This is a genomic window from Silicimonas algicola, from assembly GCF_003970735.1.
Taxonomy (GTDB): domain Bacteria; phylum Pseudomonadota; class Alphaproteobacteria; order Rhodobacterales; family Rhodobacteraceae; genus Silicimonas; species Silicimonas algicola.
Genome location: NZ_CP034588.1, coordinates 969,974 through 991,155, shown reverse-complemented (window position 1 = coordinate 991,155; position 21,182 = coordinate 969,974). Strand labels below are relative to the sequence as shown.

Sequence of the window (21,182 nt, the reverse complement as noted above, 5' to 3'; positions counted from 1 at the left end):
GCCTGGACCCGCCGGGGTCAAGGCCGGGCCGGCAAAGGAAGGCACACGTTCAGAAGTTTACCCTGTCGCCGCCCTTGAGATGCAGAATCTCCCGCGCCTCGTCCGGCGTCGCGACCTCGCAGCCCAGGTCCTCGATGATGCGCCGGATCTTGGCGACCTGCTCGGCGTTCGACACTGCGAGCTTGCCGCGCGAGATATAGAGCGAATCCTCGAGCCCGACGCGGACGTTGCCGCCCATCTGGCTTGCCGTCGCCGCCAGCGGCATCTGCGCCGCCCCCGCCCCCAGCACCGACCAGCGGTATTGATCGCCGAAAAGCTTGTCGGCGGTCTTCTTCAGGAAGACGAGGTTCTCGACATCCGCGCCGATCCCGCCGAGGACGCCCATCACGAACTGGATGAAGATCGGCGCCTTGAAGAGCCCTTCGTCGAGGCAGTGGCGCAGCGTGTAAAGATGGCCCACGTCATAGCATTCGTGTTCGAACTTCACGTTGTGAGGCGCAAGGCGCGTCGCGGCCTCGCGGATGTCCTTCAGCGTGTTTCGGAAGATGTTGCCTTCCGAGCCTTCGATGTAAGGCTTCTCCCAGTCATAGCGGAAACTGTCATAGCGCCCGGCCAGGCCGTGAAAGGCGAAATTCATCGACCCCATGTTGAGCGAGCACATCTCGGGGCTGAACGCCAGCGCGGCCTCGATGCGTTCGCTGATCTGCATGGTGGGCGCGCCGCCCGTGGTGAGGTTAACCACCGCATTCGTCGACTGCTTCACCCGCTGGAGGATCGGCGCGTAATGCTCTGGATCGACCGAAGGCCGGAAGTCCTCGGGATGACGCGTGTGCAGGTGCAGGATCGACGCACCCGCCTCGGCCGCCTCGATCGCCTGGCGCGCGATGTCGTCCTGCGTCAGCGGCAGGTACTCGGACATCGTCGGCGTGTGGATCGCGCCGGTGACGGCGCAGGTGATGATCGTCTTCCGCTTCTGGCTCATGCCGGACCTTCCTTCTTGTCCCGCACCACCCTGTCGCGCGACGTCGGAATGCTCAATCCCGCAGCGTCAATGAACGGCTTCGGCGGTCACCTCAGACCTCGCGAGATAATCGTCGATCCGGCGTGTCTGGTCGGGCGTCACTCTCAGGCCCAGCCTTGTCCGCCGCCAGAGGAAGTCCTCGGCTGTCCGGACCCATTCCTTGCGCATGGCCCAGTCGAGTTCGCGCGCGGTGATGCCGGCGCCGAAGGCTTCGCCGAGCTCGTCCCCTGTCCGGGCCTTGCCGAAGATGTGCCGCGTGTCGGTGCCATAGTGCCGGACCATCCGCCGCGCCCAGGCCTCGTCGAGGAAGGGATACTCCCGGCGAAGGTCGGCCATGAGCGCTTCGGCACCGTCCACAGGGAAGTCGCCCCCGGGCAGCGTGACGCCCGCCGTCCAGTCGCCAGGCAGACCGCCGAAGACGCGCCCCATCCGATCCATCGCCGCCTCGGCCAGCTTGCGATACGTGGTGATCTTTCCGCCGAAGACGTTCAGAAGCGGCGCGCCGTCCTCGTGGTTCAGGTCGAGGACGTATTCCCGAGTGGCCGCCGTCGCAGACTTCGCGCCGTCGTCGTAAAGCGGACGCACCCCGGAATAGGTGTGAACGACGTCCTCGGGCGTGACGGACTGCCTGAGATACTGCGAAGCGAAATCGCAGAGGTACTGCACCTCGTCCGGGGTCGCCTCGGGCTTCTTCCAGGGGTCCGCATGCTCGACGTCGGTCGTCCCGATCAGGGTGAAATCGTCCTCGTAGGGGATCGTGAAGATCACCCGCCCATCCCTGCCCTGAAAGATGTAGCACTTGTCGTGCGGGTAGAGCCTCCGCGTCACGATATGGCTGCCGCGCACCAGCCGGACGTTCTGGCGCGAGTTGATGCCGAGCGTGCGGTGGATGACGTCGCCGACCCAGGGCCCGCCCGCGTTGACCAGAAGCCGGGCGCGGTGGGTCTCTTCTCCCTCCGGTCCCGCGGTCGTGACGGTCCAGTGGTCCGCGCCCCTCTCGGCCCGCACGACCTTCGTCCGCGTCAGGATGCGTGCGCCGCGTGCCGCGGAATCGCGCGCGTTCAGGACCACGAGGCGTGAGTCCTGGACCCAGCAGTCGGAGTACTCGAACGCCTTGTGGAATGCCGGGTCCAGCGCCGCGCCCTCGGGCGTGCCCTCGAGGTCGAGCGTCCGCGTGGCGGGCAGGATCTCGCGACCTCCCAGGCGGTCGTACATCATCAGGCCGGTGCGGATCAGCCAGGCGGGACGCCGCCCCTTCAGCCAAGGCATCGTCAGGGCCAGAAGGCGGGACAGCGGCGCCTCGCTCTCGAAGGTCATGCCTTTTCGGTAAGGCAGCACGAATCGCATCGGCCACGAGATGTGAGGCATCGCGCGGAGCAGCACCTCGCGTTCCTCCAGAGCCTCGCGCACGAGGCGGAACTCGAAGTATTCCAGATAGCGCAGCCCGCCGTGGAACAGCTTCGTCGACGCCGATGACGTCGCCGACGCGAGGTCGTTCATCTCGGCCAGCGTGACCGACAGGCCGCGTCCCGCCGCGTCCCGTGCGATTCCGCACCCGTTGATGCCGCCGCCGATGATGAAGACGTCCCGGACGTCCCGGTCAGGCGGACTTGAGTCCATGTCTGTTTTCCAAGGTGAGGACCTCTGTGTTCGAACGCCGCGCCGCCTCAAGAAAGGCCAGAGGCGGATCGGCGTCGGTCACGAAGTAGTCGAGATCGCCGACATCGCAAATCCGGACCGGCGCGGACTGGTCGAATTTCGATCCGTCGCACACGCAGATCCTCTGCCGCGAGTTGCGCAGGATCGCGCGCGCCACCGACACTTCGCGCGCATCGTAGTCGAGGATCGCACCATCCGGGTCCAGCGCCGAGGCGCCGATGACCGCGTAGTCGACCTTGTAGCGGGAGATGAACTCGACCGCGTCCTCGCCCACGATGGCGCCGTCGGCCGGGCGCACCGCTCCGCCGACGAGGATCAGCTCTTTCATGCGCGCGGGAAGAAGTTGCGTGATGATGTTGATGTTGTTCGAGATCACGACGAGGCCGGAATGCCCAGACAGCGCGCGTGCCACCTGTTCGGTAGTGGTGCCGATATTCAGAGAGACTGAACAATGGTCGGGGATCAGCGAAGCGGCAAGCGCGCCAATCGCCTCCTTCTGCGGACCCTGGAGCATCCGGCGTTCGTGATATTCGCGGTTGGCCACCGTCTCGAGCCTGCGCGCGCCGCCATGCGTGCGCGCCGCGAGACCGCGGTCGCAGAGTTCCGCCAGGTCCTTGCGGATGGTCTGGCTGGTCACGTCGAAGCGCATCGAAAGGCCCTCGACCTCGACGCGGCCCTCGCTCCGCAAAAGGTCCAGGATCGATTCCTGCCTCTCGTTCAGGTCCATGCGGCCTCTCCTCCCGGGCCATGTCTTCTGTCCCCTATACGGAGACAGCCGTTTCGTTTCCAGAGAATTCTTTTCGTTTGACTTTCGTTTCGGTTCCTTTAGGCATTCCGGCGTGGAGGATTACTACACAAACGAAACCCAGGGAGGTGAAAGATGCGCAAGTATCTTTACTCCGCGGTCGCGGCCAGTGCCGTCATCGCGGGCACGCATTCCGCTTGGGCCGACATGGCGGCCGCGGAAAAGTGGGTCGACGAGGAGTTCCAACCCTCTGTCCTGACCCGAGACGAGCAACTTGCCGAGATGCAGTGGTTCATTGATGCGGCGGCTCCGTTCGCCGGAACCGAAATCAACGTCCTGTCCGAAGGCATCCCGACGCACAGCTACGAATCCGAGACGCTCACAAAGGCGTTCGAAGAGATCACCGGGATCAAGGTGAACCACCAGATCCTCGGCGAGGGCGAAGTGGTCCAGGCCGTGCAGACGCAGATGCAGACGCAACGGAACCTCTACGACGGCTACGTCAACGACTCGGACCTGATCGGCACGCACTCGCGGCTTCAGCTTGCCTACAACCTGACCGAACAGATGGCGGGCGACTGGGCCGACACGACCTCGCCGACGCTGGATCTCGATGATTTCATGGGTATCCAGTTCACGACCGGCCCCGACGGCAACCTCTACCAGCTTCCGGACCAGCAGTTCGCGAACCTCTACTGGTTCCGCAAGGACTGGTTCGACCGCGAGGACCTGAAGGAGCAGTTCAAGGCCAAGTACGGCTACGAGCTGGGCGTTCCGGTCAACTGGTCGGCCTATGAGGACATCGCGGAATTCTTCACCAACGACGTGAAGGAAATCGACGGCGTCCAGATCTACGGCCACATGGACTATGGCAAGCGCGCGCCCGACCTGGGTTGGCGCATGACCGACGCCTGGCTCTCGATGGCCGGTGCCGGTTCTCCGGGCGAGCCGAACGGAGTCCCGATCGACGAATGGGGCATCCGCATGGAAGCGGGGTCCTGCAACCCATCCGGCGCGTCCGTATCTCGTGGCGGCGCGGCGAATGGCCCGGCGGCGGTCTATGCCATCGCCAAATGGGACGAGTGGCTTCGGAAGTACGCTCCTCCGGGTGCTGCGTCCTATGACTTCTACCAGTCGCTTCCAGCCCTTTCGCAGGGCAACGTTGCCCAGCAGATCTTCTGGTACACAGCCTTCACCGCGGACATGGTCGCGCCGAAATCGGCCGGCAACAACACGGTGGACGACGAGGGCACGCCGCTCTGGAAGATGGCGCCCAGCCCGCACGGTCCCTACTGGGAAGAAGGCCAGAAGGTCGGCTACCAGGACGTGGGCTCGTGGACGTTCCTCAAGTCGACGCCGTCCGAACGCGCCCAAGCCGCATGGCTCTATGCGCAGTTCGTGACCTCGAAAACCGTCGACACCAAGAAGTCGCATGTGGGACTTACCTTCATCCGCGACAGCACGGTGCGAGGCGACAGCTTCACCGAACGCGCGCCGCAGTTGGGTGGTCTGGTCGAGTTCTACCGCTCGCCCGACCGCGTGCGGTGGTCGCCCACGGGCATCAACGTCCCCGACTATCCGAAGCTGGCCCAGATCTGGTGGCAGCAGATCGGTGACGTGAACTCGGGTGCCTTCACGCCTCAAGAAGCCATGGACCGTCTCGCCGAGGAGATGGACATCACCATGGCCCGGATGCAGCAGGCGGACGAGCAGGCCAACGTCTACGGAGGCTGCGGCCCGCGCCTGAACGAGCCAAAGGATCCGTCCGAGTGGATCGGCAAGGGCGGCGCCAAGGCCAAGCTCGACAATGAGAAGCCCCAGGGCGAGACCGTCAACTACGACGAACTCGTCAAGCAGTGGGCCGAGAACTGAGACCGGGGCCGGACCGAATCCTCCCGGTCCGGCCGACCTGCCGGGGCCCCTCGCGGGCCCTGGCTCCTTGACAGGCGGATCCTGATGACCATCGAACTTCACAACGTCACCAAGCGCGTCGGCGCGGTCACCCACATCAAGGCGGCCACGCTGACCCTCGAACCCGGGCACTTCAACGTGCTCCTGGGCGAGACCGGCTCGGGCAAGACGTCGCTCATCAAGCTGATGGCCGGGCTCGATCCCGTGGCGTCGGGCCGCATCGTGATGAACGGACGCGACGTGACGAAGCTGAACACGCAGAAGCGCAACATCAGCCTCGTCCACCAGTTCTTCGTCAACTATCCCCACATGACGGTCTTCGACAACATCGCCTCCCCGCTTCGGGTCGCAGGCATGTCGAAGTCCGAGATCGAGGGCCGGGTGGAGGAAGCCGCACGCATCCTCCAGCTCAAGCCCATGCTGAAGCGTCGCCCTCAGGAGCTGTCGGGCGGCCAGCAGCAGCGAACCGCCCTCGCCCGCGCCATCGTCAAGGAGAGCCAGGCCGTATTTCTCGATGAGCCGCTCGCCAACCTCGACTACAAGCTGCGCGAGGAATTGCGCGACCAGTTGCCGGAGTTGTTCGCCGGTCGCGGCGCGGTCGTCGTCTATGCGACCTCCGAGCCCGAGGAGGCGCTTCTTCTGGGCGGCAAGACAACGCTGATGAGCGATGGCAAGGTCGTGCAGTTCGGTCCCACGGCGCAGATCTATCGCCGGCCCGTCAGCCTCGAGGCTGCCCGCGTCTTCTCGAACCCGCCGATCAACACCGCCACCGTCGTGAAGCGCGGCGGAGAGGCCCGTCTGGGCGACAAGGCGTCCTGGACGCTGGCCGGGCCGCACGCGGCGCTGACCGACGGCGCCTACATGATGGCGGTCCGCCCGAACCACGTCGTACCGGCCCGCTCGGACCGTGCCGTCGTCCCGTTGACCGGAACCATCCTCGTGACCGAACTGTCGGGCTCGGAATCGAGCGCGCACTTCAAGATGGGGGCCGACAACTGGGTGTCGCTGTCGCACGGCGTCCACCCCTACAAGGTCGGAGACAACCACCAGTTCTTCCTCGATCCATCGCAGTGTCTCTGGTTCGCGCCGGACGGCACGCTTGCGGCCTGAAGGAGGGGACATGGCGAAGATCACCCTGTCGAAACTCAGACACAGCTATGTGCCGGACCCGCAGCCGGACGACTATGCGCTGAAAGAGATCGACCACGTCTGGGACGATGGCGGGGCCTATGCCCTTCTCGGCCCCTCCGGTTGCGGAAAGTCTACGCTTCTCAACATCATATCGGGGCTTCTTCAGCCGTCCGAGGGCCGCATTCTCTTCGACGAGACGGACGTGACCGACCTGCCGCCGGCGAAGCGCAACATCGCGCAGGTGTTCCAGTTTCCGGTCATCTACGACACCATGAGCGTCTACGACAACCTGGCCTTCCCGCTCAGGAACCGCGGCCGGCCCGAGGATGTGGTGAAGGCGCGCGTCACGGCTATCGCCGAGATGCTCGAGGTCACGTCGATGCTGAAGACCCGCGCCGCGCACCTGACGCCCGACAATAAGCAGAAGATCTCCATGGGCCGGGGCCTCGTCCGCGAGGACGTCAACGTCGTCATGTTTGACGAACCCCTGACCGTCATCGACCCGCACCTGAAGTGGAAGCTGCGCTCAAAGCTGAAGGAACTGCACCAGCGCGTGCGTGCGACGATGATCTACGTCACCCACGACCAGACCGAGGCGCTGACCTTCGCCGACCAAGTCGTCGTCATGGACCTTGGAGTCATCGTCCAGATCGGCACGCCGGTCGACCTGTTCGAGCGTCCGGCCCACACCTTCGTCGGCCACTTCATCGGCTCACCCGGCATGAACGTCCTGCCCGCCGAGTTGCGGGACGGTGGCGCATTCTTCGTGGGCCGCCCGGTCCCGCTCGAAGGCCGCATCGTCAAGACCGGCACGCTTGCGCAGATCGGCGTCCGCCCCGAGTATGTATCGCTCGCCGATCAGGGTCTGGAAGCGGTCGTCACCAAGGTCGCCGACCTCGGCCGCCATATCCTGGTCGAGACCCGCGCGGGCGATACCAAGGTCGCCGCCATCATCCAGGGCGACGCGCCCGCAAAGGGCGAGACCGTGCACCTCGATTTCCGCCGCGATCAGACGCGGCTCTACCTCGACGGCTGGCTCGCCACGGAAGCGGAGACACGCGAATGAAGACCGAAAACCAGAAGGCTTGGTTCTTCGTCCTGCCGGTCTTGATCCTCGTTGCCTTCAACGCCCTCGTGCCTCTGATGACGGTGGTCAACTATTCGGTGCAGGAGACCTTCGGGAACAACCAGTTCTTCTGGGAGGGTCTCGGCTGGTTCGAGCAGATCCTGCGGTCCGAACGCTTCCACGCTTCGCTCGGGCGGCAGTTTTTCTTCACCTTCATGATCCTGATCATCGAGGTGCCGCTCGGCATCGCCATAGCGCTCGCCATGCCGCGCCGCGGCTTCTGGGTGCCGGTGTGCCTCGTCCTCATGGCGCTGCCCATGCTGATCCCGTGGAACGTCGTGGGCTCGATGTGGAACATCTTCACCCTGCCCCGCATCGGCCTGCTCGGCTATTTCCTGAACGATGTCCTCGGCATCCACTACGACATGACTCAGCAGCCCGTCGCGGCCTGGATCACGATCATCGTGATGGACGTGTGGCACTGGACCTCGCTCGTTGTCCTTCTGTGCTACGCCGGGCTCGTGTCGATCCCCGACGCCTATTACCAGGCGGCCAAGATCGACGGCGCGTCGAACTGGAAGGTCTTCCGCTACATCCAGTTGCCGAAGATGAAGACCGTCCTGACCATCGCGATCCTTCTGCGGTTCATGGACAGCTTCAACATCTACACCGAGCCTTTCGTCCTGACCGGCGGCGGCCCCGGCAACTCGACCACGCTACTGTCGATCGACCTCGTCAAGATCGCCCTCGGCCAGTTCGACCTGGGCCCGGCGGCGGCGATGAGCCTGATCTACTTCGCCATAACCCTCTTCGTGTCGTGGCTGTTCTACACGCTGATGACCAAGGACGACCAGGAGTAGGCCGATGCGACCCAGATACCTGATCCCATTCTTCTACATCCTGTTCCTGATGCTGCCGATCTACTGGCTGGTGGCGATGTCGTTCAAGACGACGAACGAGATCCTTGGGGGCTTCTCGCTGTTCCCGCAGCGCTTCACGCTCGAGAACTACCGCGAGATCTTCACCAACCCGACCTGGTACTGGGGCTACATCAACTCGATTATCTATGTCTCTCTGAACACGGTGATTTCGGTCGCCGTCGCCCTGCCCGCCGCCTATGCCTTCTCGCGCTACCGCTTTCTTGGCGACAAGCACCTGTTCTTCTGGCTGTTGACGAACCGCATGGCCCCGGCGGCGGTTTTCGCGCTGCCGTTCTTCCAGCTTTACTCGGCCATCGGCCTCTTCGACACGCACATCGCCGTGGCGTTGGCGCATTGCCTCTTCAACATCCCGCTCGCCGTGTGGATCCTCGAAGGCTTCATGTCCGGCGTGCCGAAGGAACTGGACGAGACCGCCTATGTCGACGGCTATTCCTTTCCGCGCTTCTTCACGTCGATCTTCCTGCCCACGATCAAGGCGGGCGTGGGCGTGGCGGCCTTCTTCTGCTTCATGTTCTCCTGGGTCGAGCTTCTGCTGGCCAAGACCCTGACGGCAGTGGAGGCCAAGCCCATCGCCGCGACCATGACGCGCACGGCGTCCTCGGCAGGCTACGAACTTGGGCTCCTGGCGGCTGCGGGAACGCTCACGATCATCCCCGGCGCCATCGTGATCTACTTCGTGCGCAACTACATCGCCAAGGGCTTCGCCCTGGGGAGGGTGTGATGCGCCGCCTTGTCCTTCTTCTAGCGCTCCTGCCCTCCACCGCCCTCGCGCAGGGCTGGGGCAACGTCGGCAAGGCCCAGGAACCGACCGGCTTTTCCTGGACCGAGCCGCTCTTCGGCGGCACCTGGATGGCCTGGACAGCCGCGACGGCAGCCGTCTTCGTCGGCATCTTCGGCGCGATGGCCGTCCTCACGGCGGTCGAGATCGCCTGGCCCGGCGGCGCAAAGCGGCGCGGCATCCTGGGGCTGACCACGACACGCGGCGACCGGCTGTTCATCACGCTTCTCGGCACTGTCTACATCTTCCTCGCCTGGCTCGGGATCATGGGGATGCCGCTCTGGTGGCCGCTCGCCCTCTCGATCCTCTGGGGCGTATTCTGCTTCTGGAAGGTCTGAGGCGCGCTTGCCAGCCGCCGGCCCTTCGTGGTGAATGGCGGCCATGCGAGCTGACGCGCCACATCCCGAAGCGCTGATCGCCGTCGACGGCGGCGGCACAGGCTGCCGCCTCGTCCTCTGGAGGAAAGGCATACCGGCGACGGCCGAGAGCGGACCTGCCAATCTCTCAAGCGACTTCGAGGGCGCTCTGAGGTCGATCCGTGCCGGCCTCTCCACGCTCTCTGCGCATACGGGGTGCAACCTCGGCGAAGTGCCGGCCTACCTCGCTCTGGCAGGCGCCATCACACCGGATCTGTGCCGTCGCGCCGAGGCGGCTCTGCCGCTTAACCGCGTCCGGGTCGAGGAGGATCGCCGCGCCGCCGTCCGGGGCGCGCTCGGAACCGAGGCGGGCGGGGTGCTTCACGCGGGGACCGGATCCTTCGTCGCGGTGCAGGACCCGCGTGGCAATTTCCGGACGGCAGGCGGGCATGGCCATGTCCTAGGCGACGATGCATCGGCCTACTCCATCGCGCGCGCCGCTTTGTCAGCCTCGCTCGAAGCCGCAGACGGCACCGGTCCCGCGACGGATCTGACCGAGACGCTTCTTTTCCGGTTCGACGGCGCGGCTGGCGTGATTGCCTTCGCCACCGAAGCCGGGCCGGACGAGATCGCCCGCCTCGCCTCAGCCGTCACCGATGCCATCGACGATCCCGTGGCGCGAAGAATCATTACCGACGGCGCGGCCTACTTCGCGCGCATCCTGCCCGCGCTCGGCTGGACCGACGACCTTCCGCTCTGCCTGACGGGCGGCGTCGGTCCGGCATTCTCGACGGTCCTGCCGCATCCCCTCCGCACGGCTCTCCGGCCGGCTCTCGGCACTCCCCTTGACGGGGCCCTCGCCCTCGCCGCCGACTTCGCCCGCGAGCTGCCGGCATGAGCGTCACCTACATCGGCGGCCCGGTCTTCGATGGCGAGACGTTGCGGCTCGGCCTCGCGGTCCGAATGGAACAGGGCCGCGTCACCTGGCTCGGCCTGGACGCGGAGGCGCAGGGCGACATCGAGGACCTGGGCGGCGCCATCCTCGCCCCCGGGTTCGTCGACCTCCAGGTCAATGGCGGCGGCGGGGTCAACTTCAACGACGATCCCTCGGTCTCCACCCTCCGCCGCATCACCGAGGCGCACCGCAGTCTGGGCACGACGCACCTGTTACCGACGCTGATCTCGAGCGAGCCTGAAGTCACGACGGCCGCCATCGCTGCCGTGACGGAAGCCATCGCTCAAGGCATCCCCGGCATTGCGGGCCTGCACCTCGAAGGCCCGCATATCGCACGTCCCGGCGCGCACGACCCCGCCGTCCTGCGCGACATGACTGACGCCGACGTGACGGAACTCGAGGCCGCAGCCCGCGCCCTCCCCGCACTCATGCTGACCGTGGCGCCCGAACGCGTGACGCCCCACCAGATCGCGCGCCTGACAACGGCGGGGGCAGTCGTCTCCCTCGGCCACACCGATGCGGCGTTCGAGACTTGCACGGTGGCAATCGACGCGGGCGCCCATGCCGCGACCCACCTCTTCAACGCCATGAGCCAGATGACGGCGCGCGCGCCCGGCCTCGTCGGCGCGGTTCTCGCGGACAGCCGCGTCAGCGCGGGTCTGATCGCGGACGGCCAGCATGTCCATCCCGCCGCCCTGAGTATTGCGCTGGCCGCGAAGGCCGGGTCCGACGGCATCTTCCTCGTCACCGACGCCATGGCGACCGCCGCCTCCGACATCGACGGCTTTACCTTGGCCGGTCGCCGCGTGATCCGCGCCGACGGCCGACTGACACTCGAGGATGGAACGCTCGCAGGGGCCGACCTCGAGATGACGGGCGCCCTGCGCCTCCTGACGCGCGACCTCGGGGTCGAGACTGCTACTGCGCTGCGCCTCGCGACGTCGGTTCCCGCGCGTGTCGTGGGTCTCGACGCGGGACGGATCGTTCCCGGTGAGGCGGCCATGCTTGTCAAAATTGCACCGGATTTCTCTTCCGTCACGACCCTTTGACCCTGTGTTTCCCATTCGCAACGTCCCTCAGCGACGCTTTGCCGAGGTTTTGGCAACGGGCGTGACGGATGCGGTCCTTCCTGCTATCGGGTGCCCGGAGCGTCCGGAGTAATCATGATCGTCAGTGAAACAGCCCTTCCCGGCGCCCTGGTCATCGAGCCGGCACGACACGGAGACCACCGGGGCTTTTTCTCGGAATCCTGGAGCCGCCGCCGCATGGAAGAGGCCGGGATCGACCTCGACTTCGTGCAGGACAATCATTCCCTTTCGACCGAGGTCTGCACCCTGCGCGGCTTGCACTACCAGGCCCCGCCCCACGCTCAGGCAAAGCTGGTGCGCTGCGGGCGCGGATCGCTGACCGACGTGATCGTTGACGTGCGTAACGGCTCACCGACCTACGGACAGTCTCTGTCTGTCGACCTCAGCTTCGACAACGGGCGGCAAGTTCTTGTCCCGATTGGATTTCTGCACGGATTCATCACGCGCGAGCCGAATACCGAGATCGTCTACAAGGTAAGCGATTACTATTCCGCCGACTGCGACGGCGCAGTCCGGTGGGACTCCTGCGGCATCGACTGGTCCTGCGACACCGACCCGATCATCTCGCCCAAAGACGCCGAAGCTGTGCCCTTCTCGGACTGGCAAAGCCCCTTCGAGTGGACCGGCGCATGAAGATCCTCGTTACCGGAGGCGCGGGCTTCATCGGGTCCGCCGTCGTGCGCCAGGGCATTCGTCGCGGCCACGAGATCGTCAACCTCGACGCGCTGACCTATGCCGCGAACCTTGCCAACGTGGCGCCGGTGTCGAACGCGCCCGGATATGCCTTCGAGAAGGTGTCGATCACCGATCGCGCAGGCCTCGACGACGTCCTCGCGCGCCACCGTCCCGATGCGGTGATGCACCTCGCCGCGGAGAGCCATGTCGACCGCTCCATCGACGGACCCGCGGCGTTCATCGAGACCAACGTGACCGGCACCTACACACTTCTGGAAGCGGCCAGAAGCTATTGGACTGCAGAGGGAAAACCGGAGTCGTTCCGCTTTCATCACATCTCGACCGACGAGGTTTTCGGCTCGCTCGGACCGACAGGCAAGTTCACCGAGGACACGCCCTACGACCCGCGCTCGCCCTATTCGGCGTCGAAGGCATCGTCGGACCATCTGGTCCGCGCCTGGCACGAGACTTATGGCCTGCCGGTCGTCCTGACCAACTGCTCGAACAACTACGGGCCCTACCACTTCCCCGAGAAGCTGATCCCGGTGGTCATCCTGAATGCGCTGCATGGGCGCGCGATCCCGGTCTATGGCGCGGGCGAGAACGTGCGCGACTGGCTTTATGTCGAAGATCACGCTGATGCGCTGCTTCTTGTTCTGGAACAAGGCGTTGTCGGGCGAAGCTACAACATCGGGGGTGAAAATGAGGCGCGCAACATCGACCTTGTCCGCACCATCTGCCGCCTTCTCGACGAGCGCCGTCCGCATGCGGCGCCGCACGATCGCCTCGTCGAGTTCGTCACCGACCGTCCCGGCCATGACCTGCGCTATGCAATCGATCCGTCGCGCATCCGCGAAGAACTGGGCTGGCGGCCGTCCGTCACGCTGGAGGAAGGGCTTGCCAAGACCGTCGACTGGTATCTCGCCAACGAGGAGTGGTGGCGTCCCCTTCTGACCGTCGCGATGGAGCGTCGGGGGAAGGCGTCGTGAGGATCGCGGTCTTCGGCGGCAAGGGCCAGGTCTCGACAGAGCTTCTGAGGCGGGTTCCTGACGGCATCACGGTCGAGAGGATCGGGCGCGAGGTCGCGAACTTCAGCGTGCCGCAGCAAGTCTATCAGGCGGCGAAGGCGCTGGAGGCCGACGCCGCGATCAACGCCGTGGCCTATACCGCCGTCGACACCGCCGAGAGCGAGCCGGAACTGGCGAAGCGGATCAACGGGACCTCAGTCGGTCGTCTTGCCGAGGGCTGTGCCGAGGCAGGGGTGCCGCTTGTCCATCTCTCGACCGACTACGTCTTTCCGGGAGATACCGACGAGGCCCGTGCGCCCGATGCCGCGACCGGGCCGCTCAATGCCTATGGCGCGTCGAAGCTGGCTGGAGAGAAAGCCATCGCGGCGTCGGGCTGCCGGGCCGTGATCCTGCGCACGTCGTGGGTGTTCTCGGCGCATGGGTCGAACTTCGTGCGCACGATGCTGCGGCTTGCCGAAACGAGGGACAAGCTCACCATCGTGAATGACCAGATCGGCGGCCCGACCCCTGCGGCAGACATCGCCGACGCCTGTTTCACGATCGCCGCGGCCCTTGCGAATGGCGCGCCGGGCGGCACCCATCACTTCGCCGGAACGCCAGACGTGAGCTGGGCCGGTTTCGCGTACGAAATCTTCGCGCAGGCTGGGCTGAAGGTCGACGTGGCAGGGATCCCGACGCAGGATTACCCCACGCCCGCCCAAAGGCCGCTCAATTCGCGGCTAGACTGCGCCACTCTGGCAGAGGCATACGGCATCTCCCGCCCGGACTGGCGGCGGGGGCTGTCCGACGTATTGAAGGAACTGACCGCATGACCAAGCGCAAGGGCATCATCCTGGCCGGAGGCTCGGGTACGCGGCTTTACCCGATCACCATCGGTGTGTCGAAACAGCTTCTGCCCATCTACGACAAGCCGATGATTTATTACCCGCTGTCGGTCCTGATGTTGGCCGGGATCCGCGAGATCGCGATCATCACGACGCCGCAGGACCAGGAGCAGTTCATGCGGCTGCTCGGCGACGGCTCGCAATGGGGTCTGAAGTTCGAGTGGATCGTCCAACCCTCGCCCGACGGGCTGGCGCAGGCCTATCTGCTGGCGGCCGACTTCCTGGGCGGCGCGCCGTCCGCGATGGTCCTGGGCGACAACATCTATTTCGGCCACTCGCTGCCCGTGATGCTCCACCGCGCCGACGCGCAGGAGACGGGAGGCACGGTCTTCGGCTATCGCGTGGCCGACCCCGAGCGCTATGGCGTCCTCGCCTACGAAGGCGACCGGGTCACGCAGATCATCGAGAAGCCATCCAAGCCGCCGTCGAACTACGCCGTGACGGGTCTTTACTTCCTCGATGGCACGGCGTCGGAACGGGCAGCCCTGGTGAAGCCCTCGCCGCGCGGTGAGCTGGAGATCACCGACCTTCTGGAAATGTATCTCATGGACGGCGCGCTGACGGTCGAGAAGATGGGCCGCGGTTTCGCCTGGCTCGACACCGGCACCCACGGCTCGCTTCTGGACGCGGGCAACTTCGTCCGCACGCTTACGGCCCGTCAGGGGCTTCAGACCGGATCGCCGGAAGAGATCGCCTTCGAGCAGGGCTGGATCACCAAGGCCGACCTTCTGTCCGCCGCCGAGCCCCTCGGCAAGAACGCCTATGGCGCCTACCTGCGACAGGTCGCGGGGGAGGCTGAGTGAGAACCGCCCTCGTCACGGGATCGGCGGGATTCATCGGCTACCATGTCGCGCGCCGTTGGCTGGAGGAAGGCTGGCGTGTCGTCGGCGTGGATGCGTTCACCGAGTACTACGACCCGAAGCTGAAGCGCGACCGGGCGGCATTGCTGGCCGAATTCCCGGAGTATCACGAGGTCGAGGGGCGGATCGAGACGCCGGGCCTGCTGGCCGCGGTGATGTCCGAACATTCGCCCGAGCATGTCGTCCACCTCGCCGCTCAGGCGGGCGTGCGCCATTCGATCGAGGCGCCGCGCAGCTATGTCGAGGCCAACCTGCAAGGGACGTTCGAGCTGCTGGAAGCGGCGCGGGCCAATCCCGGCGCGCGGCTTCTGATGGCGTCGACCTCGTCGGTCTACGGCGCGAACGAGGACATGCCCTACGCCGAGACGGACAAGGCCGACAGCCAGATGTCCTTCTACGCCGCGACCAAGAAGGCGACCGAGGCGATGGCGCATTCCTATGCGCACCTCTATGGGCTGCCGACCGTGATGTTCCGCTTCTTCACGGTCTATGGCCCCTGGGGCCGGCCCGACATGGCGCTGTTCAAGTTCGTCCGCGCGATGCTGGAAGGGCGCGAGATCGACGTCTACAACCAGGGCCGGATGCGGCGGGACTTCACCTTCGTCGACGACCTCGTCGAGGCGGTGTGGCGGCTGGCGAATGTCTTTCCCGAAGAGCGGCTCGGCGACTTCGACAGCCTGAGCCCGGTCGCACCGTTCAGGATAGTGAACATCGGAAAGGCGGCGCCGGATACGCTGGACGCCTTCATCTCGACCATCGAGACAGCGCTTGGAGTCTCGGCCGTGCGCAACCTGATGGAGATGCAGGCCGGCGACGTTCCGGCGACGTGGTCGGACACGACCCTCTTGAAGGCGATCACGGGATATGCCCCATCCACGGGGCTCGACCGCGGGGTGCCCGCCTTCGTCACATGGTATCGGAATTATTACGGCGTCTGAGACGCCCGACGGATAAGGATTGTGTTTCATGCGTATCGCGATGATCGGAACCGGCTATGTCGGCCTCGTATCTGGTGTCTGCTTCTCGGACTTCGGCCATGACGTGGTCTGCGTCGACAAGGACGCGTCCAAGATCGGACGGCTGGAAAAGGGCGGGGTCCCGATCTACGAGCCGGGTCTCGATGCGCTTCTGGCGCGGAACGTGGCCGCGGGACGGTTGTCCTTCACCCAAGACCTGAAGGCGGCAATCACGGGCGCGGAAGCGGTGTTCATCGCAGTCGGCACGCCGACACGGCGGGGCGACGGTCATGCCGACCTCACCTACGTCATGGCGGCGGCGGAGGAGATCGCGAAGGCGGCGACGGACTATCTGGTGATCGTCACCAAGTCGACCGTGCCAGTGGGCACGAACCGCAAGGTGGCCGAAGTCGTGCGGCGGGCGAACCCGGATCTGGACTTCGACGTGGCGTCGAACCCAGAGTTCCTGCGCGAAGGTGCGGCCATCGACGACTTCATGCGGCCTGACCGCGTGGTCGTGGGGATCGAGACCGAACGCGCCTCGAAGGTGATGGAGGATGTCTATCGTCCGCTCTTCCTGCGCGACTTTCCGATCGTGACGACGGACCTCGAGTCGGCCGAGATGATCAAGTACGCGGCGAACGCCTTCCTGGCCACGAAGATCACCTTCATCAACGAAATCGCGGCGCTGTGCGAGAAGACCGGCGCGGACGTGCGGGAAGTGTCGAAGGGCATGGGGCTGGACGGGCGGATCGGCAACAAGTTCCTGCACGCGGGGCCCGGATACGGCGGCTCGTGCTTTCCCAAGGATACCAGCGCGCTGGCGCGGATCGGGCAGGACTATGCTTCGCCCATGACGATCACCGAAGCGGTGATCGAGGTGAACGAGCGCGTGAAGCGCCGCATGATCGAGAAGCTGCGCGACCTCTGCGGGGGATCGTTCAACGGCAAGAAGATCGCGGTCCTCGGCGTGACCTTCAAGCCGAACACCGACGACATGCGGGATGCGCCGTCGCTGACCATCGTTCCCGCGCTCGTGGGCGGAGGGGCAAAGGTCCATGCCGTCGACCCCCAGGGCCGGCGGGAGGGCGAGACGCTTTTGCCGAATGTGGCTTGGGATGCGGATGCCTATACGGCATCTGAAGGGGCCGACCTCGTGGTGATCCTCACCGAGTGGAACGAATTCCGCGCCCTCGACCTGGGCCGGATCGCTGCCAGCATGGCGAACGCCAGGATGGCCGACTTCCGGAACATCTATTCGGCCAAGGACGCCGAAGAGGCCGGGTTTGCGGCCTACGTCTCGGTCGGACGGCGGCCCTTCCCTGCGGAATAGAAAAAGACGGACCCGAAGGTCCGCCTTGTGTCGATAAACTCAGGTGAGTTTTTCCGGCGGACCGGCTGCCTCAGTAGGAGTAGCCGTAGCCTTCGTCCATGAAGCGGCACTTGTTCAGTACGATGCCGGCGACGTTGGAATATTGAGCAACCTCGCGTTCCACCTCGTCGACCTGCGCCACTGTCGTCATGTCCGCGGCGGCCACGATCAGGACGGCGTCGACCAGTTTGAGGAAGCCCCGCGTCTCGTCGCTGACGAGAACCGGCGGCATGTCGAACAGCATGAGGTCGGGCCGATAGTCGGCCTGGATCTGGTCGAGAATCTCGGAGGTCTGCGAGCGCAGGATCACGCGCGCGGGATCGGCGACGATGCGGGTCGTGACCGAGACCGAGGTGTTCTCATCAAGCCGCATCGCCTGGTCGGCAAAGTCGACGTTGCCGAGGAAGACGTCCTCGAGGCTGGAGCCGGGGGCCGCGCCGAAGAATTTGGCGACGGCCGGGCGGCGGAAGTCCATGTCGAACAGCATCCCGCGCGTCTCGGGCTGGCGGCCCATGCCGGCGATCAGGTTGCAGGCGGTCGTGGTCTTTCCGCAGCCCGCGGTCGCCGAGGTGATGGCGATGCGGGTCCAGTCGTTCCGGCGCATCTCGAGGAAGAGCTTGGTGCGCAGGATGTCGAAATGTTGCGCTTCGACCGAGGCTTCGCTCGAGTAGATGCGGCTGTCGTGCATCCGCTTGGGCGAAGCCTCGAACATGCCGATGGAGGCCCATCTTTCGCCGATGGCGCCATCCTTGGCCGCGCGCCGGGCGCGGTTGCGCGCCGTGACGTCCGTGGTGCGCAGCGGTCTGTCGGTTCCGCCCTCGCGCTTCTCGCGTGCCCGGGCCAGTGCGGCTTGCAGTTTTTCCATGTCTCAGTCGGCTCCGCTCAAAGCCCCACCCGCGCCATCAGATCCTCGATGAGGAGGTCGAGTGGCAGGTAGAAGGTATGCACCGCCCAGAGTGCCGCCGGAACGGCGATCAGCATGGCGATCGTGAAGACGGTCTTGAGGATGCGGCGGCGGCGACGCGCCGTCTCTTCCTCGAGGAACGGGATGGTGACCAGAGGCTGCACACCAAGTGCGCGCGACAGGTCGATCGGCCGCCGGATCGTGCGGTTCAGAAGCTCACCCAGACCAAAGAAGGCTGCGGCCAGCGCGGTGCCGACGAAGACACCGCCACCCGCCACGAGCTTGCGGTTCGGCGAGTTCGGGGCGGAGGGCTGCGTTGCCTGTTCGAGCACCGAGATGCGCTGCCCCTTGGCGGCGGACTCGATCTCGACCCCCTGCCGGGCGGCGGCGCGCGCGGCGACGGCCTGGTTCATCTGGATCTGGAGCGAGGCATATTCGCTTTCCAGCGCCTGAAGCCCGATTGCGACGCTCGGCGTGCGTTCGATGGCGACGCGCAGTTTCTGCATGTCGGCTTCGGTCCGGACCTTTTCCTTTTCGAGGTAGTCGATCCGCGAATCGATCTCGGCGAGTTGCAGGTCGAGCATCGTGCTGGCGACCGACGTGGGACTGCCTTCCGCATCGGTCGAGGGTGTCGTGCCCGACCGCATCATGCGACGCTTGATCGACGCGATCCTCGCCTGAAGGATCGTCACCTTCGGGTTCGTTTCCGAATAGATCGCCAGCGCGGCGTTCAGCTCGTTCTCGAGGTCCGACAACTGCTGCTGGTCGGGCGTCATGTTGACCGTCGGAACGCCGCTGGCTTCGCCCACTGCAAGTAGGCGGGCCCGCTGGTCGCGCAGCGAAGCGAGGTCGCGGTCGGCGAGGTTCAGGCGATCCTGGAGGGATGTCTGCTGTGACAGGCGGTAGGTCTGTTCCTCAGGCAGGGCATCCTTGTTCGCTTCCTTGTAGGCGACGATCTTTTCGCTCTGGCGCGACAGGTCGCCCGAGTAGCGCTGGACCTGCTGGTCGAAGAACTCAAGCGTGTCGCCCGAGCCCGCAATGCGCGTCTCGGCGTCGGCCTTCAGGACGATGGTCACGAAGTCGTTGACCACGTCGGCCGAGGTCTTGGCATCGCCCGACAGAAACGAAACGGTCATGATCGTCGCGCGATCCCGACCCGAGACAAGCTCGATGTCGGTCAGCTCGCGCATCCTCTCGACCACGTCGTCCGGCGTCATCCCGACCTCGCCCGCGAAGACGCGGTGGCGGTTGGCGAGGTCGATCAGGTTCGACCGCGTCATAAGCTGCTTTTCCATGATCTGTAGCTGCTCGGTCGCCTCGGTCTCATCTTCGAAGGCACGCAGGTCGACCGGGATCTTCGAGCCTTCGACGACCAGGATCGCTTCGGCGCGGTAGCGCGGCGGAAGTGTCAGCGCGAGCGCGATGCCGAGTGCCGTGAAGACGGCGAAGATGACTGCCATGACGGGCAGGCGCTGCAGGAACAGCGCATAGTAGAACTTGAGATCGGTATTCATTCCGCGGCTTCTCCGGCAGATTGCACCGTGGGCAGGAAGATGCCGTCATCGAGCACTTCCTCGATGATCGCGGCGTCGACGACGCGTCTCTCTTCCGTTGCGGCATAGACCATAGAGAAATCGCACAGCTTGTTCACAAGGCGCGGGATGCCGTGCGTGTGGTGATGGACGAGGTCGATGGCCTCGGACGTGAACTCGGATCCGGTGCCGCCGACATGGGTCAGGCGGTGCTGGATGTAGCCGGCCACAGCCGCGCGGTCGAGGGAAGGAATGTGATAAGTTGCGGTGACCCGCTGCGCGAACTGCCGAAGCTCGGGCCGCATGATCATCTGACGCAACTCGGGCTGACCCACGAGGATAAGCTGGAGCAGCTCGTCCTTGTTCGAGTTGATGTTGGTCAGCATCCGAAGCTCTTCGAGACCTTCGATGGACAGGTTCTGCGCCTCGTCGATGAGGAGGATCACGCGGCGGCCCGCCGCATATTCCTCGATCACGAAGTCTTGAAGCTGCTGGAAGAGCGTGACGTAGGCCCCGTGGAAATCGGTGTCGACGCCGAGCGAGTTCAGCGCCCACTGCAGAAGCTCGCCACGACCGCCCTGTGCGTTCGACACGAGCCCAAGCGTGATGTCGTCATCGAGAGTCTGGAGGAGCTTCTGGATCAGGGTTGTCTTGCCGACGCCGACCTCGCCGGTGATCACCGTGATCGGCGATCGGGTCATAACCCCATATTCCAGCACGGAAAAGGCCCTGCGGTGCGCCCGGGACCAAAAGAGGAAATCCGGATCGGGCAGAAGCGTGAAGGGACGCTCCGAAAACCCGAAGAACTCCATGTATAGATCGGTACTCGTCATATGTCTCACTAACTCTCGGGGGACATATAGGGCGTCGCCTGCCTCGCGTCTGCATGCAACGCCGATGGGCCGACATCATGTCGCTTCTGCGGCATTTCTGCAATCACTTCACGGGGACCATCGGTGAGCGGCCGTCGAATCGCAAGTGCGGCGCAGGCTCTGGCTGTCCATCGTGCGGGAACAATGTGCACAAATCGAACATATTGTTGACTGACCTAGCGTTAACCCTAACTTACCCTCAGAGCCTCGATTACGGCAGGATGAAGGCAGAACATGGCGAGGTTTTGTTCAAAAGATTAGCACGGGTCTAACGACAGGCTGCTGAAACGGGCAGGCTTGGGCCCGTTTTCATGCGTGAATCGACAATCTTCTTTGATTTCCCCAGAGGCGGGTGCTACAACCAGTCTACACGTTTCGATCCGTCTGCCGGTCGGGAAATGTGAAAATTTTGAGTCTTGTGAGTTCCAGGGGGCCGACCTCGCTCGGT

At 64.9% G+C, this 21,182-nt stretch carries 20 protein-coding genes; 14 read left to right on the top strand and 6 right to left on the bottom strand.

Going from position 1 to position 21,182, the window contains the following annotated elements; all coding sequences use genetic code 11:
• Window positions 1-49 precede the first annotated feature (49 nt).
• The 3 genes from kce to EF888_RS05000 form a co-directional block, all read right to left on the bottom strand.
• A complete protein-coding gene (gene kce / locus EF888_RS05010; protein ID WP_109757738.1) occupies window positions 50-982 on the bottom strand; it encodes a 3,5-dioxohexanoate:acetyl-CoA acetone transferase in 933 nt (310 codons plus the stop codon).
• A gap of 66 nt (window positions 983-1,048) precedes the next feature.
• The gene (gene glpD, locus EF888_RS05005) at window positions 1,049-2,641 is read right to left on the bottom strand and encodes a glycerol-3-phosphate dehydrogenase (protein WP_109757737.1); all 1,593 of its coding nucleotides are present in this window, start codon (window positions 2,639-2,641) and stop codon (window positions 1,049-1,051) included.
• Complete coding sequence (locus EF888_RS05000) at window positions 2,622-3,407, bottom strand: DeoR/GlpR family DNA-binding transcription regulator (protein WP_109757736.1); 786 nt, start codon at window positions 3,405-3,407, stop codon at window positions 2,622-2,624. The genes glpD and EF888_RS05000 overlap by 20 nt, the downstream gene beginning before the upstream one ends.
• A 153-nt stretch (window positions 3,408-3,560) precedes the next feature.
• Here EF888_RS05000 and EF888_RS04995 point away from each other — a divergent pair, with 153 nt between their 5' ends.
• The 14 genes from EF888_RS04995 to EF888_RS04930 all read left to right on the top strand — a co-directional run bounded on the left by EF888_RS04995 (window position 3,561) and on the right by EF888_RS04930 (window position 17,387).
• Window positions 3,561-5,297: an ABC transporter substrate-binding protein gene (locus tag EF888_RS04995; RefSeq protein WP_109757735.1), complete on the top strand. Its 1,737-nt coding sequence runs from the start codon at window positions 3,561-3,563 to the stop codon at window positions 5,295-5,297.
• Between the two features lie 84 nt (window positions 5,298-5,381).
• Window positions 5,382-6,446: an ABC transporter ATP-binding protein gene (locus tag EF888_RS04990; protein ID WP_109757734.1), complete on the top strand. Its 1,065-nt coding sequence runs from the start codon at window positions 5,382-5,384 to the stop codon at window positions 6,444-6,446.
• Between the two features lie 10 nt (window positions 6,447-6,456).
• Window positions 6,457-7,533 (top strand): ABC transporter ATP-binding protein, encoded by a 1,077-nt coding sequence (locus EF888_RS04985; protein ID WP_109757733.1) that lies wholly within the window; start codon window positions 6,457-6,459, stop codon window positions 7,531-7,533.
• Window positions 7,530-8,393: a carbohydrate ABC transporter permease gene (locus EF888_RS04980; protein ID WP_109757732.1), complete on the top strand. Its 864-nt coding sequence runs from the start codon at window positions 7,530-7,532 to the stop codon at window positions 8,391-8,393. Before EF888_RS04985 ends, EF888_RS04980 begins: the two co-directional genes overlap by 4 nt.
• A gap of 4 nt (window positions 8,394-8,397) precedes the next feature.
• Window positions 8,398-9,195, top strand: a complete 798-nt coding sequence (locus EF888_RS04975) for a carbohydrate ABC transporter permease (protein ID WP_109757731.1) — start codon at window positions 8,398-8,400, stop codon at window positions 9,193-9,195.
• A gap of 128 nt (window positions 9,196-9,323) precedes the next feature.
• Window positions 9,324-9,590: a DUF2160 domain-containing protein gene (locus EF888_RS04970; protein ID WP_338143063.1), complete on the top strand. Its 267-nt coding sequence runs from the start codon at window positions 9,324-9,326 to the stop codon at window positions 9,588-9,590.
• 43 nt (window positions 9,591-9,633) lie between these two features.
• Window positions 9,634-10,506, top strand: a complete 873-nt coding sequence (locus tag EF888_RS04965) for a glucosamine kinase nucleotide-binding domain-containing protein (protein ID WP_164721570.1) — start codon at window positions 9,634-9,636, stop codon at window positions 10,504-10,506.
• Window positions 10,503-11,612, top strand: coding sequence for an N-acetylglucosamine-6-phosphate deacetylase (gene nagA, locus EF888_RS04960; protein WP_109757728.1), 1,110 nt, complete (start codon window positions 10,503-10,505; stop codon window positions 11,610-11,612). The genes EF888_RS04965 and nagA overlap by 4 nt, the downstream gene beginning before the upstream one ends.
• Before the next feature lie 114 nt (window positions 11,613-11,726).
• Window positions 11,727-12,284 carry a dTDP-4-dehydrorhamnose 3,5-epimerase gene (gene rfbC / locus EF888_RS04955; protein WP_109757727.1) on the top strand — a complete coding sequence of 186 codons (558 nt, stop codon included), beginning with the start codon at window positions 11,727-11,729 and terminating at the stop codon, window positions 12,282-12,284.
• The gene (gene rfbB, locus EF888_RS04950) at window positions 12,281-13,315 is read left to right on the top strand and encodes a dTDP-glucose 4,6-dehydratase (RefSeq protein ID WP_109757726.1); all 1,035 of its coding nucleotides are present in this window, start codon (window positions 12,281-12,283) and stop codon (window positions 13,313-13,315) included. Before rfbC ends, rfbB begins: the two co-directional genes overlap by 4 nt.
• Complete coding sequence (rfbD, locus tag EF888_RS04945) at window positions 13,312-14,166, top strand: dTDP-4-dehydrorhamnose reductase (RefSeq protein ID WP_109757725.1); 855 nt, start codon at window positions 13,312-13,314, stop codon at window positions 14,164-14,166. Before rfbB ends, rfbD begins: the two co-directional genes overlap by 4 nt.
• The gene (gene rfbA, locus EF888_RS04940) at window positions 14,163-15,041 is read left to right on the top strand and encodes a glucose-1-phosphate thymidylyltransferase RfbA (RefSeq protein ID WP_109757724.1); all 879 of its coding nucleotides are present in this window, start codon (window positions 14,163-14,165) and stop codon (window positions 15,039-15,041) included. Before rfbD ends, rfbA begins: the two co-directional genes overlap by 4 nt.
• Window positions 15,038-16,036: an NAD-dependent epimerase/dehydratase family protein gene (locus EF888_RS04935; RefSeq protein ID WP_109757723.1), complete on the top strand. Its 999-nt coding sequence runs from the start codon at window positions 15,038-15,040 to the stop codon at window positions 16,034-16,036. The genes rfbA and EF888_RS04935 overlap by 4 nt, the downstream gene beginning before the upstream one ends.
• 28 nt (window positions 16,037-16,064) lie before the next feature.
• Window positions 16,065-17,387 carry a UDP-glucose dehydrogenase family protein gene (locus EF888_RS04930; protein ID WP_109757722.1) on the top strand — a complete coding sequence of 441 codons (1,323 nt, stop codon included), beginning with the start codon at window positions 16,065-16,067 and terminating at the stop codon, window positions 17,385-17,387.
• A gap of 70 nt (window positions 17,388-17,457) precedes the next feature.
• Here the strand turns inward: EF888_RS04930 and EF888_RS04925 are convergent, their stop codons facing one another.
• From EF888_RS04925 to EF888_RS04915, 3 genes are read right to left on the bottom strand one after another with little or no spacing between them, the layout of a single operon-like run.
• Window positions 17,458-18,291: a tyrosine-protein kinase family protein gene (locus tag EF888_RS04925; protein WP_109757721.1), complete on the bottom strand. Its 834-nt coding sequence runs from the start codon at window positions 18,289-18,291 to the stop codon at window positions 17,458-17,460.
• Window positions 18,292-18,308: 17 nt separating this feature from the next.
• Complete coding sequence (locus EF888_RS04920; RefSeq protein WP_109757720.1) at window positions 18,309-19,844, bottom strand: GumC family protein; 1,536 nt, start codon at window positions 19,842-19,844, stop codon at window positions 18,309-18,311.
• On the bottom strand, window positions 19,841-20,695 hold the full coding sequence (locus EF888_RS04915; protein WP_109757719.1) for an ExeA family protein: 855 nt from the start codon (window positions 20,693-20,695) through the stop codon (window positions 19,841-19,843). The genes EF888_RS04920 and EF888_RS04915 overlap by 4 nt, the downstream gene beginning before the upstream one ends.
• Window positions 20,696-21,182 lie beyond the last annotated feature (487 nt).